Genomic DNA, 11,658 nt, shown 5'->3' with positions numbered 1-11,658 from the left:
CGTCAGCTTTTTTGGCCTATATACAAAACCGACTGCTCCGTAATGCCGTGCTGCTTGAAGACGCCTTCACCAAATGCCTGCGAGCCGAGGGCCTTCACGTCGAAACCGGCCTGCGTCAAACGGGACTGGAAGTCTTGTCCGGCGTACATCCGCACATGATCGTCCTGGCCGAAGCGCGCCCAGCGCTCATCGACGCTGGCCTCGTCCGGGTCTTCTTCGGTTTCGGTGGCGGTCAGCAGAATCGGCACCATCAGGATGGCAGAGCCGCCTTTGGCCAGTACCCGAAACAGCTCGGACATGGCCTTGCGGTCATCAGGTACGTGCTCAAGTACGTGCGAGCACACGATGAAATCGAAGGACTCGTCGGCATACATGTGCATGTCCATGATGTCGACCACGTCATCAGCCAGCGGCGAGAACAGGTCTGCCGAGCGATATCGGGCGTTGGGCAGGCTGCGCAGAAACTTCGAGAGCACCACTGCCGGTGCGATATCGAGAATGCGCAGTGGTTTGCCCGGCGGGTTGTAGAGCATGTTCATGGCAAACAGCGCGTAAAGCCGGTCACGGTCCGACGCCATGCATTCGGGGCAGCTGTATTGCCCGACGTTAAGGGTCTCGAAGTCTTCGATGCAGTAGTGGACGTTCAGGCGGTGGAGGATTTCCAGATGGCTTCTACCCAGCGGATAGAAGTTCGGAAAACGACAGGAGCAGACCGGGCACGTTCGCATTAGCAGTTCTCTTTACTGGCTGTGACGATCACATCAATGATGCTGTCGAAGGCTTCATCCGTCAGGCTGTCGTAGATCGGCAGGCACAGGATCTGACTGGACAGACCGGTCGCGACACGCAGGCGATCAGGTTTTGCCGAGTCAAGGCCCCGGTACATCGGGAATGTGGAAATGAGCGGGTAAAAGTAACGGCGCGCCAGGATATTGTGGTCGCGGAACCGCTGATAAAGGTCATCGCGAGAAATCGCGAAGTCTTCGGTGACCAGCACCGGGAAGTACGAGTAATTGTGTTTTTCGGTGCTTTTCCAGAGAATTTTCAGCCCCGGTACCGTTGCCAGCGCATCGCGATAGCGTTCATCGATACGTTGCCGTTTCAAGAGCGCTTCATCGATGTACTTCAACTGAAGCAGACCGAACGCAGCGTTGATTTCACTCATCTTGCCGTTGATTCCCGGCGCGACCACGGTCACTTCGTCAGCAAATCCGAAGTTCTTCAGGTAATCGATACGTTGCTTGGTCTTGGCATCCGGACTGATGATGGCCCCGCCTTCGAAGGTGTTGAACACCTTGGTGGCGTGAAAGCTCAGCACCGACAGATCCCCGTGATTCAACAGGCTTTGCCCGCGATGCTGGACACCGAACGCATGGGCGGCATCGTAGATGACCTTAAGGCCATAGCGATCGGCGATCTGCTGAATGCGGTCGACGTCACACGGGATGCCGTAGCAGTGTACGGGCATGATCGCCGTGGTAGCCGGAGTGATGGCTTCTTCGATGCGCTCCGGGTCCAGGTTGTAAGTACCCGGATCGATGTCGACAAACACCGGCGTCAGGCTGTTCCAGAGCAGCGAATGGGCGGTTGCCACGAACGAGTAGGGCGTGGTGATGACTTCGCCCTTGATGCGCAGCGCCTGAATGGCGGTCATCAGCGCCAGCGTGCCATTGGAAAACAGCGAGAGATGCTGCACGCCCAGGTACTCGGCCAGCTCCTTTTCAAGCTGCTGGTGAAACGGCCCGCCATTGGTGAGCTGGCGGCTTTCCCATATGTGTTCGAGGTAGGGAATGAACTCCTCCAGAGGCGGTAACAGAGGACGAGTTACTGGAATCGGTGCGCTCATGGAGGGTTCTCTGCTCGTGTTTTATCCGATTGCTGTTCGAAAGGGCATCTGCTTCAAGGGCTTCCGGCAAAGGCGTTGCCATTGACATAAAAATGACAGTCGAACTGTTGTGACCGGGGTACACAGCAAGAACCCGGCCAAGACCGCTTTTGCCGGATCAGGTAGAGGTCGGGTAGTGATCATTCTCACGAAGGTGTTTCAGTGCTTGATATCCCGAACGCCCGCTGCGTATTTTGTACGGGTTGCCGCCAAGCGGCCTGGCCCATGACAAAGGATTGAACCATGACACGCAATGACCCCCATCCGCTGGCACAGCTGCTGATGGGCATTGATGAAGTGGAGTGTGTGACCCCGGACCTGAACGGCGTGCCTCGCGGCAAGGTGATGACCGCTGCCGGTTTTCTGGAGGGCAGGCGATTGCAGCTTGCGCGGGGGGTGTTGCTGCAATGCATCATGGGCGGGTACCCGCCGTCACGGTTTTACGGTAGCGATGATGGCGACCTCGCGCTGCTCAGCGATCCGCAGCAGGTCCATCGTCTGCCCTGGAGCGAGCAACCGCGCGCCCTGGCCATCTGCGATGCCGAAGAGTTGAGCGGCGAGCGTTGCATGCTCTCGACGCGCAGCCAGCTAAAGGCCGTCATCGCCCGCTACGCCGCACGGGGGTTGGCACCGGTGGTGGCCACCGAACTGGAGTTCTTTGTCTTTGCGCCCAACCCCGAGCCGCTGTATCCGTTCGTGCCGCCGACAGGGCTGGACGGACGACGCGAGCAGGGGCATTCAGCGTTCAGTGTCAGCTCGAACAATGGCTTGCGGCCTTTTTTCGCCGAGGTATACGCCTGCATGGCGGCGTTGGGTCTGCCGCGTGACACGGTGATGCACGAGATGGGCGTCAGCCAGTTCGAGATCAACCTGCTGCATGGCGACCCGCTGCTGCTCGCCGACCAGACCTTTCTGTTCAAGCACCTGCTCAAGGAGGTCGCGCTCAAGCACGGGCTTATTGTGGTCTGCATGGCCAAGCCGCTCGCGCACACGGCGGGCAGTTCGATGCATCTTCATCAGAGCGTTGTAGCAACAGACTCCGGGGTAAACGTCTTCAGTGGTGCAGATGGCCAACCGACTGACACGTTTCGTCACTTTATCGCGGGTCAGCAGGCCTGCATGGCTGATTTCACAGCGCTGTTCGCGCCCAACGTGAATTCCTATCAGCGCCTGTGCCAGCCCTATGCTTCGCCCAATAACGCCTGCTGGTCCTACGACAATCGCGCAGCCGGCCTGCGCATCCCGTCGAGTGCAGCGGCGGCTCGAAGGGTGGAGAACCGTTTGCCAGGCGCCGACGCCAATCCTTATCTGGCCATCGCCGCAAGCCTGGCGGCCGGGCTGCATGGCATCGAGCAAAAGCTGGAACCCACCCCGCCCATGCAAGGCGCGATTGAGGTGCCGGAAGAATTGTCATTGCCGTGTACCCTGCACGCCGCTCTGGAGCGTCTGAAAAGCAGTCAGTTGGCCAAGGAACTGTTTGGTCATGAATTCATCGAAGGCTACATCGCGTCGAAGACCCTGGAACTGACCAGTTTTTTCGACGAGATAACCCCCTGGGAACGGCGCGTTCTGGCTGCTCAGGTTTAAGAATCGCAGTGTTGGGCTCGCCCGGTCGGGCGACTCCCTATTTTTGGAAAGTTGATGCGCCAAATCTGGAAGTCCTTTCGAGCGCTTTATTTTGCCTCGTTGATGATGTTGATCGGCTCAGGTCTGCTGAGCACTTATCTGGCCCTGCGCCTGGCGGCCGATCAGGTCGACAGTCTGTGGGTCGGTGCGCTGATGGCCGCCAACTATTTCGGTCTGGTCCTGGGGGGCAAGATCGGTCACCGTCTGATCGGCCGTGTCGGTCATATTCGGGCCTATGCCACCTGCGCCGGTATCGTTGGTGCTGCGGTGCTCGGGCATGGCCTGATCAGTTGGTTGCCCGCCTGGCTGGTGCTGCGGGTGATTGTCGGCCTTGGCATGATGTGCCAATACATGGTCATCGAGAGCTGGCTGAACGAGCAGGCCGCCGCCAAACAGCGCGGCATGGTGTTCAGCGGTTACATGATTGCGTCCTATCTGGGCCTGGTGCTGGGGCAACTGGTACTGGTGGTCCACCCGCAACTGGGCCCTGAGCTGCTGATGCTGGTGGCATTGTGCTTCGCGCTGTGTCTTGTGCCGGTCGCCATGACCCGGGCAATTCACCCCGCACCGTTGCACCCGGCACCGCTGGAGCCGCTCTTCTTCATGAAGCGTGTGCCGCAGTCGCTGACGGCGGTGTTGGGTGCCGGGCTAATCATCGGTTCGTTCTACGGTCTGGCACCGGTTTACGCCGCCGAACAGGGGCTGTCCACCGAGCAGGTCGGTCTGTTCATGGGCTGCTGCATTCTGGCCGGGTTCCTGGTGCAGTGGCCATTGGGTCTGCTTTCCGACCGCTATGACCGATCCGTACTGATGCGCATCTTTGCCGCTGCACTGGTGGTGGCGTCATTGCCGCTGGCGGTGTTTCCGAGTGTGCCGGTCGAAGTCCTGTTCGGCGTCGGCTTTCTCGCCTCGCTGATGCAGTTCTGCCTCTATCCACTGGCGGTGGCATTTGCCAATGACCACGTCGAGGCCGAGCGCCGGGTGTCGCTGACGGCCATGTTGCTGATGACCTATGGCATCGGCGCGAGTATCGGCCCGTTGGCTGCCGGCGTGGTCATGAAGCTGTTTGGCGGCCACATGCTGTATGCGTTCGTCTGTGGTGCCGGGGTGATTCTGGTGCTGCTGATCAGACCCAAGGCCGTTACCCATTTGCATCAGGTCGAAAACGCACCGCTGCATCACGTCGCCATGCCGGACAGCATGTCCAGTTCGCCCCTGGTGGTTGCACTGGACCCGCGTGTCGATGAGCAGGTGGTTCAGGAGCAGATGCAGACCACCGTCGAGCCGGAGTCCGAACCTGAGTCTGAAGTGGTGGCCGACGCCGACGCAGAAACCGAGGCACAGGCCGAGCCGGTCGCGGGCACGGAAACAGCCGAAGCTGAAGAGCACGAACGCGAGCGTGAAAGCGAGACCTGGAAGGCTTGAGTGTAGCGGGGGGCAGAGCAGGGGATTACGGTGTGATTGCGGCAGGTTGCCGCAATCACCAGCAAGCAGAAGCGGGGATCAGAAGTCGTCGTCTTTGTCGAAGCGGCGAGCTTCACGCTGCAACTGGTAGACGAAACGCTCAACCTGACGCTGCACAAGCCCACTCATGTTGTGGAAGCGCACGCCGGCAAAGGTGGTGTGAAATCTTTCTTCGAAGTGTAGATAACGCAGCTCTACGGGGGCTGTCATTGCTCCGAATGGCAACTTCGCAATAAAGCGTTCGTATACCTGGCCCAACTGCATGCGCTCGGACACATCGCCTTCAAAGCGCAGTTTGCAACCGGTTGCAGAGATGTCCAGCAGTTTGCCGGTCAGAGGGGATTTCAAACGGTCGCCGCCGATCTCGATGTCGACCAGCTGTGCCAGCTTCAGCGCTGCACGAAATGCGTTGCGCCGCTGGTGGTAAATCACTTCTTCAGGCATCGGTCCGCGGTACAGGCGCTGCCCGTCGGTATCGACAATCTCCATCTGAGACGAGCTTTCCCAGGCGATACGCACGCCGTCGTGAAAACCTTCGACGCGGAAAGATTCGCCATTACTTAAAAAGCGTTCGCCATCACGGGGGATCATTTCGTCGAGCGCCATGACGTTGCTGTCACGGTCGACTTCAAGCAGGTAGCTCTGAAAGCGTTGAGCACGCTCATGGAAGGTAATGATCAGAGGATCATGACTCTCGAGTAGCAACCGCAGGTTAGCGGCAATTTCCAAAGGTGTGTTGAGGACCTTCGGGGGCTGCGGAGCATCGTCCGCGCTTGAGCCATTCACGTTCTTGAATCTCCAGGCAAAATACTACGGCAACGCAACAACAGGCATTCTGCCACTACGCACGAAACCTTGATACAGGAAGTTACGCCTGACTCAGAGGGCGTGGTTTTGCTCTAAGCGCAGTTGACCCGCGACTGTCATAGAGCGTGGGCGTCTCACCGCCGTTCAGTATGCGAAGTTGATGAGCGGTGCTGATCTGTTGCAGCTGGATCAGACTACCATTCTGCTCGTTCAGCGTCTGGCATTCATTGATCAACGCATTCAGTTCGTCACCGGCCATCAGCAATTGCTCGCCGACATCCGACTGGCTGGCCAGTTGCTGGAGACCACTGCGATTGGCTGGCAGCCCCATGCCCGCAAGCACCTGGCTACGTTTGCGCCCATGTTGATCGAGAAGAATGACCAGCGCCTGTTTCTGCGCCAGCACCTGCTCCATCTCGCCCATGTCGCGGCCGTGAAGAATCAGGGATTCGGCCTGCAGCAGCTCTAGAAGCTGTCGGGCCGAAACCATGTCGTCAGTGATCATCTGCAACAAAGTAGTGTCTTGCATCGCATGCTCTGGTTTTTAAGCGTCCAGAATATCCAGCGCCAGCCTTGGCTTAGCGTTGGGTTTCGAAATTCAACAGCTTGCTGGCGACACGGTTGCTGTCCACTGTGTAACTACCGTCGGCGATGGCCTGCTTGAGCTCGGCAACGCGAGCACTATTGACGGTTGGCAGATCGGTCAGCTTGTCCGTGATTTTCTGCAACTGTTGAGCCTCACTGCTCAAAGAAAAAGTTTCCCCGGTGCTTTTGATACCTGCGGTGGCTGCAGGAGCTGTCGCATCGGTTTTGACGGTGTCTTTACTGGCACTGGTACGTGTTGTACCGGCAACAGACTGTGAATTGTTAAGGCGACTGAAATCTATGACCATGATTGAAAAAACCTCTGGGTGTTTGGACGCTTGCCTTGTTTTCGGCCAACCCCTATCAAACTTTAGGCCGATTGTGAGAAAGCTTCCCAATAGACGCTTTTCACCGTCGGATATTCCCCGCAGTCTAAAAAAAACACACCCTCTGCGCCAGCATCAATGCATTACATGGCCACTTCCACCTGCCCTGGGCCGGTGACATTCGCTTTGATCACCCGCTGGGAATTAAGGTTTTTCACCCGTATCTGTTCGTTGAAACCGCCGTCGGACATCGCTTCGCCGGGCATGCGCACCGCTAGCGAACCGCTGCGGGCGATGATGATCACCTGGTCGCCCTTGTGAATCATTTGTGGCTGTTCCAGCGCCACCGGGGTAACGACCTGGTCGATGACCATTTGTCGGACAACCTTCTGACCGACTGCCTGATCAAGGGAGGCCAGGAATCCCTGGCCCAGGCTGCTCACGTCGCGCTCACGCAGCGCAACGTCTTGTTCAGTAACGATGGCGTCGCGTTTTAACGGGCGCATCACGGTTACGACGTTGCGATATAGCAGCACCTGGGCTGGCACAAACACTGTCCAGGGCGAAGAACCTTCGCAGCGTACCCGCACCGTAACCCGGCCGACCGGGCGCGGGCTTTCCAGTGTGGCTGTCAAATCCTTGTCACAGGCACCCATCCGTAAACGCGGGTCGAGCTGCTTGACCTGTATGTCATGACGCCCGTCAATCTGGTTGGTTGCCAAATAGTCTTCTACTGTGAACTCAAGAAACCCTTGGGTGACGCCGATAAGCTGTTCAGGCAGTGTGAAATTCTCTGCGCGAGCAAGGCTCACCGTGCCACAAAGGCACAGCAGAGCGATTGCGCACAGAAGCCTGCGGGTTTCTAATGCGAGGTGTCGAGAAATTGTCGTCTTTGCGTTCATGAGGTAATAAATAGCAAAGCCCGTGCCGCTTGTTGATCTGGTGTCTGGGCGGCGGTCATTTTGGTAAGGGGGTTCGGCATGGCAGGTGTAATGGATTCGGTAAACCAGCGAACTCAGCTGGTGGGTCAGAATCGCCTGGAGCTGCTCTTGTTCCGTCTCGACGGCAAGCAGCTCTACGGGATCAACGTCTTCAAGGTAAAAGAAGTACTGCAATGCCCGAAACTCACCATCATGCCCAAATCGAGCAAGATCGTCCGGGGTGTGGCCAATATTCGTGGCGGTACGATCCCGATCATGGATCTGGCGATGGCGACGGGTTCCACGGGCATGATTTCGTTGGTCAATTCCTTCGTCATCATTACTGAGTACAACACCAAGGTTCAGGGGTTTCTGGTGCATTCTGTAGAACGCATCGTCAACATGAACTGGGAAGAGATTCATCCACCACCCAAGGGGACCGGGCGCGATCATTACCTGACCGCCGTCACCCGGGTTGATAACCAACTGGTGGAAATCATCGACGTCGAGAAAATTCTCGCCGAAGTCGCGCCAGTGTCCGAAGAAATCTCGGTCGGTGTCATTGACGCCGAGGTTCAGCACAAGGCTGTCTCCATGCGCGTGCTGACGGTCGATGACTCGTCGGTGGCCCGCAAGCAAGTGAGCCGCTGCCTGGAAACCGTCGGGGTGGAGGTGGTCGCGCTCAACGATGGTCGTCAGGCGCTGGACTACCTGCTCAAGATGGTCGCAGAAGGCAAAAAGCCTGAAGAAGAGTTCCTGATGATGATCTCCGATATTGAAATGCCGGAGATGGATGGCTATACCCTTACCGCAGCAATACGTAATGATCCACGCATGCAGAAGATGCACATCACCTTGCATACCTCGTTGTCAGGGGTATTCAACCAGGCGATGGTCAAGAAAGTCGGCGCGGATGACTTTCTCGCGAAATTCCGGCCTGATGATCTGGCGGCCAGGGTCGTTGCGCGGATCAATGCAGCAGAATAACCAGCCGGGGGCGTCGTCCCCGGTGATTCACATGATTTGAGAGGCGGCACCTTGTCTACGGGTAATTTGGATTTTGATCAGTTCCGGGTATTTCTGGAAAAAGCCTGTGGCATCTTGCTTGGGGAAAACAAGCAGTATCTGGTGTCCAGCCGCCTCAACAAACTGATGGAGCAGCAAAGCATCAAGTCGCTTGGCGAGTTGGTTCAGCGCATCCAGACCCAGCCGCGCAGCGGGTTGCGCGAACAGGTTGTCGATGCGATGACCACCAACGAAACCCTGTGGTTTCGCGATACCTATCCGTTCGAAGTGCTGAAGAACAAAGTGCTGCCCGAGCAGATCAAGGCCAGCCCTGGTCAGCGACTGCGCATCTGGTCGGCGGCCTGTTCATCGGGCCAGGAACCGTACTCACTGTCGATGTCGATCGATGAGTTCGAGCGCGCCAATCAGGGCCAGCTCAAATCGGGCGTGCAGATTGTTGCCACCGATTTGTCTGGTGCAATGCTCAACAACTGCAAGACTGGCGAGTACGACAGCCTGGCTATCGGCCGCGGCTTGTCGCCGGATCGTCTACAGCGCTTTTTTGACGTGAAAAGTCCGGGTCGCTGGGTCGTCAAAACGCCGATCAAGAGCCGTGTGGAGTTCCGCTCGTTCAACCTGCTCGACAGCTACGCTGCGCTGGGCAAGTTCGACATCGTGTTCTGCCGCAACGTACTCATCTACTTCTCCGCCGAAGTGAAGAAAGACATCCTGCTGCGCATCCACGGTACGCTCAAGCCAGGCGGTTACCTGTTTCTGGGGGCTTCCGAAGCGCTCAATGGTTTGCCGGATCACTATCAGATGGTTCAGTGCAGCCCCGGGATCATCTATAAGGCCAAGTGACGGTCTGTCAGTTGCCTGCGATGAAAAAAGAGACCTTCGGGTCTCTTTTTTTGTGCGCGGCTGAAAACAGCTTCGATCGTCTGCCGATCGGTTCATGTTTGCGTACTGTTACTCACCAGTTTGGCAAAAGCGTTGGCGGCGGCGCTCTGGTAGCCGTTTTTACGCCGCAGCAGCGCAACCGTCCGCCCAGGCAGGGCAGGGGTCGTCTGAACTTCGCGCAACCCGGGCTGCTCGCGAACGATGGCATCGGGAAGAATGGTCGCCATACGCCCCTGGGCAACGACCTTGAGCAAAATGGCGATCGAGTTCGCCTCCAGGCCGACCGCAGGCTTGAAATTCTGCGTCTGGCACCAAGCATCCAGCAGTTGGCGAGTGGCGAATCCGGGGGCGAGCAAGGCAAAGCGAAGCGTTTGCAGGTCCTCAAGTGTCAGCGCGGTCTGTTTTTCGGGGGCAGACTTGGCCATGACCAGGCACAGTTGTTCATCGAACAGAGGCTGGCTGTCTATCTCGACAGCATGACTGCCGGCAAAACCAATGGCCAGATCGAGCGCGTCATTGATCAATGCCTCGGTGATCTGCTCCAGAGGCAGCTCTGTGAGGATGATTGCCACGCCGGGGTACAGCGCGCTGAAGCGGTCGATCAGCGGCGCTATCAGGTATTCACTGAAGGTTGGCGTGACGCCGAGGCGCAATTGTCCGCGTGACAGATCGCTGACATCGTTGAGCGCACGCTTCCCGGCCTCCAGCTCAAGCAGGCAGCGACGCGCGTGGTCCAGATACACGCGGCCAGCATCGGTCGGCACGACGCTGCGGCGGGTGCGGTCGAACAGTTGTACACCCAGGCTGCTTTCCAGTTGCCTGATCTGTTGCGATAACGCCGGTTGCGAGACATGCAGGGCCTCGGCCGCCCGGGTGAAATTGCCGTGGTCGGCGACCGCCAGCAAATAACGTATATGGCGTAACAGCACGGCATCACCATAAGGCAGGATTATGGCGATGATCATAAATCAGTCTTGGATCTTATGGTGATAGTTGCTGATGCTGTGATTGATGTGCATTCATTCCGGAGGGTTACCTATGCCGCACAGCAACATTTCCAGAGCGCCGCGCCAGAATCTGACTGAACGTGTGCTGCAGGCCAAGACCGCAAAGAACCTGACGTGGGCAGGGCTTGCAGAGGGTACGGGGTTGAGCGTGGTGTATGTCACGGCTGCATTGCTCGGTCAGCACCCATTGCCGGAAGCGGTGGCCGAAGTGGTCGCCGAGCGTCTCGGGCTGGACAGGGATGCGGTCGCCGAACTGCAAACCATCCCGTTGCGCGGCAATGTCGAAGACGTTTCCAGTGACCCGACTATCTATCGCTTCCACGAAATGGTTCAGGTTTACGGCACTACGCTGAAGGCATTGGTGCATGAGCAGTTCGGCGACGGCATCATCAGCGCAATCAACTTCAAGCTCGACATCAAGAAAGTCGAAGATCCGGAAGGGGGTGAGCGAGCCGTGATAACCCTTGATGGAAAATTTCTGCCCTACAAACCGTTCTGAGGACGCTGAGATGAGTGATAAAGGAAGACCGCCATTTCCACCCTTTACCCTGGAGACGGCTGTCCAGAAAGTCCGTGGCGCCGAGGATGGCTGGAACTCTCGCGATGCAGCGAAAGTTGCGCTGGCCTACACCGAAGACACGTATTGGCGTAACCGCAGCGAGTTCATCAATGGTCGTGCAGAAGCTCAAGCCTTTCTGGAGCGCAAGTGGCGCAAGGAACTGGACTATCGGCTGATCAAGGAGCTCTGGGTATTTACCGATAACCGCATTGCCGTGCGCTATGCCTATGAATGGCATGACGACTCTGGCAACTGGTTCCGTTCGTATGGCAACGAAAACTGGGAGTTCGCTGCAAACGGCCTCATGCAGCGGCGCTTTGCCTGCATCAACGATTTGCCGATCGCCGAGTCCGAGCGCAAATACCATTGGCCACTGGGGCGCCGACCTGATGACCACCCTGGGTTGAGTGAGCTTGGCCTCTGATTCAGTCGTCAAAGAGACCTTCGGGTCTCTTTTTTATTGGGTGTCCGAATGAGGCAGTAATGAAGTGCCGCCATTGTCAGGCGGCAAGCCGATACTGGCAAAAAAACGGCACCCCTCTTGCCGCTTTCTTCTCCCACAGCGGAAATGCCT

Annotated in this window: 13 protein-coding genes; 6 read left to right on the top strand and 7 right to left on the bottom strand. The window is 57.6% G+C overall.

Translation table 11 applies throughout. The features are described 5' to 3' along the window. Window positions 1-2: 2 nt before the first annotated feature. Window positions 3-728 carry a methyltransferase domain-containing protein gene (locus tag RYB66_RS12960; protein ID WP_005780400.1) on the bottom strand — a complete coding sequence of 242 codons (726 nt, stop codon included), beginning with the start codon at window positions 726-728 and terminating at the stop codon, window positions 3-5. After that, entirely contained in the window at window positions 728-1,846 is a 1,119-nt protein-coding gene (gene vioA / locus RYB66_RS12955) for a dTDP-4-amino-4,6-dideoxy-D-glucose aminotransferase VioA (protein ID WP_002554329.1), read from the bottom strand. The genes RYB66_RS12960 and vioA overlap by 1 nt, the downstream gene beginning before the upstream one ends. A 384-nt stretch (window positions 1,847-2,230) precedes the next feature. Between vioA and RYB66_RS12950 the strand changes: the two genes are divergently transcribed. Further along, window positions 2,231-3,472 carry a glutamine synthetase family protein gene (locus RYB66_RS12950; RefSeq protein ID WP_162491510.1) on the top strand — a complete coding sequence of 414 codons (1,242 nt, stop codon included), beginning with the start codon at window positions 2,231-2,233 and terminating at the stop codon, window positions 3,470-3,472. A gap of 54 nt (window positions 3,473-3,526) precedes the next feature. Beyond that, complete coding sequence (locus RYB66_RS12945) at window positions 3,527-4,936, top strand: MFS transporter (protein ID WP_004664422.1); 1,410 nt, start codon at window positions 3,527-3,529, stop codon at window positions 4,934-4,936. Between the two features lie 78 nt (window positions 4,937-5,014). Here the strand turns inward: RYB66_RS12945 and RYB66_RS12940 are convergent, their stop codons facing one another. The 4 genes from RYB66_RS12940 to flgA form a co-directional block, all read right to left on the bottom strand. Then, complete coding sequence (locus RYB66_RS12940; protein WP_005759338.1) at window positions 5,015-5,761, bottom strand: flagellar brake protein; 747 nt, start codon at window positions 5,759-5,761, stop codon at window positions 5,015-5,017. An 82-nt stretch (window positions 5,762-5,843) separates the two neighbouring features. Beyond that, window positions 5,844-6,311 (bottom strand): flagella synthesis protein FlgN, encoded by a 468-nt coding sequence (locus RYB66_RS12935; RefSeq protein WP_002554325.1) that lies wholly within the window; start codon window positions 6,309-6,311, stop codon window positions 5,844-5,846. Between the two features lie 49 nt (window positions 6,312-6,360). Beyond that, entirely contained in the window at window positions 6,361-6,675 is a 315-nt protein-coding gene (gene flgM, locus RYB66_RS12930) for a flagellar biosynthesis anti-sigma factor FlgM (protein WP_004664423.1), read from the bottom strand. Window positions 6,676-6,836: 161 nt separating this feature from the next. Then, complete coding sequence (gene flgA / locus RYB66_RS12925) at window positions 6,837-7,595, bottom strand: flagellar basal body P-ring formation chaperone FlgA (RefSeq protein ID WP_016981585.1); 759 nt, start codon at window positions 7,593-7,595, stop codon at window positions 6,837-6,839. Between the two features lie 78 nt (window positions 7,596-7,673). Here flgA and RYB66_RS12920 point away from each other — a divergent pair, with 78 nt between their 5' ends. Both RYB66_RS12920 and cheR read left to right on the top strand, forming a co-directional pair. Continuing rightward, complete coding sequence (locus tag RYB66_RS12920) at window positions 7,674-8,600, top strand: chemotaxis protein CheV (RefSeq protein ID WP_004658711.1); 927 nt, start codon at window positions 7,674-7,676, stop codon at window positions 8,598-8,600. Between the two features lie 51 nt (window positions 8,601-8,651). After that, window positions 8,652-9,479 (top strand): protein-glutamate O-methyltransferase CheR, encoded by an 828-nt coding sequence (cheR, locus tag RYB66_RS12915; RefSeq protein ID WP_004658712.1) that lies wholly within the window; start codon window positions 8,652-8,654, stop codon window positions 9,477-9,479. Between the two features lie 92 nt (window positions 9,480-9,571). Here cheR and cynR read toward each other — a convergent pair whose 3' ends face one another. Beyond that, window positions 9,572-10,483 (bottom strand): transcriptional regulator CynR, encoded by a 912-nt coding sequence (gene cynR, locus RYB66_RS12910; protein WP_316886869.1) that lies wholly within the window; start codon window positions 10,481-10,483, stop codon window positions 9,572-9,574. 73 nt (window positions 10,484-10,556) lie between these two features. Here cynR and cynS point away from each other — a divergent pair, with 73 nt between their 5' ends. Continuing rightward, window positions 10,557-11,024 (top strand): cyanase, encoded by a 468-nt coding sequence (cynS, locus tag RYB66_RS12905; RefSeq protein WP_004658714.1) that lies wholly within the window; start codon window positions 10,557-10,559, stop codon window positions 11,022-11,024. Between the two features lie 10 nt (window positions 11,025-11,034). Further along, the gene (locus RYB66_RS12900) at window positions 11,035-11,508 is read left to right on the top strand and encodes a nuclear transport factor 2 family protein (protein ID WP_316894545.1); all 474 of its coding nucleotides are present in this window, start codon (window positions 11,035-11,037) and stop codon (window positions 11,506-11,508) included. The last annotated feature ends 150 nt before the right edge of the window (window positions 11,509-11,658 follow it).

Source organism: Pseudomonas syringae group sp. 243L2 (genome assembly GCF_032587875.1).
Classification (GTDB): Bacteria; Pseudomonadota; Gammaproteobacteria; order Pseudomonadales; family Pseudomonadaceae; genus Aquipseudomonas; species Aquipseudomonas amygdali.
This window is presented reverse-complemented; position numbering and strand designations above follow the sequence as displayed.

What these genes read in the sequence shown, in the direction of transcription:
- flgA (WP_016981585.1), bottom strand. Translation starts at nt 7,595, where the DNA reads ATGAACGCAAAGACGACAATTTCTCGACACCTCGCATTAGAAACCCGC.
- vioA (WP_002554329.1), bottom strand. Translation starts at nt 1,846, where the DNA reads ATGAGCGCACCGATTCCAGTAACTCGTCCTCTGTTACCGCCTCTGGAG.
- RYB66_RS12935 (WP_002554325.1), bottom strand. Translation starts at nt 6,311, where the DNA reads ATGCAAGACACTACTTTGTTGCAGATGATCACTGACGACATGGTTTCG.
- flgM (WP_004664423.1), bottom strand. Translation starts at nt 6,675, where the DNA reads ATGGTCATAGATTTCAGTCGCCTTAACAATTCACAGTCTGTTGCCGGT.
- RYB66_RS12950 (WP_162491510.1), top strand. Translation starts at nt 2,231, where the DNA reads ATGACCGCTGCCGGTTTTCTGGAGGGCAGGCGATTGCAGCTTGCGCGG.
- RYB66_RS12920 (WP_004658711.1), top strand. Translation starts at nt 7,674, where the DNA reads ATGGCAGGTGTAATGGATTCGGTAAACCAGCGAACTCAGCTGGTGGGT.
- RYB66_RS12945 (WP_004664422.1), top strand. Translation starts at nt 3,527, where the DNA reads ATGCGCCAAATCTGGAAGTCCTTTCGAGCGCTTTATTTTGCCTCGTTG.
- RYB66_RS12960 (WP_005780400.1), bottom strand. Translation starts at nt 728, where the DNA reads ATGCGAACGTGCCCGGTCTGCTCCTGTCGTTTTCCGAACTTCTATCCG.
- cynR (WP_316886869.1), bottom strand. Translation starts at nt 10,483, where the DNA reads ATGATCATCGCCATAATCCTGCCTTATGGTGATGCCGTGCTGTTACGC.
- RYB66_RS12900 (WP_316894545.1), top strand. Translation starts at nt 11,035, where the DNA reads ATGAGTGATAAAGGAAGACCGCCATTTCCACCCTTTACCCTGGAGACG.
- cynS (WP_004658714.1), top strand. Translation starts at nt 10,557, where the DNA reads ATGCCGCACAGCAACATTTCCAGAGCGCCGCGCCAGAATCTGACTGAA.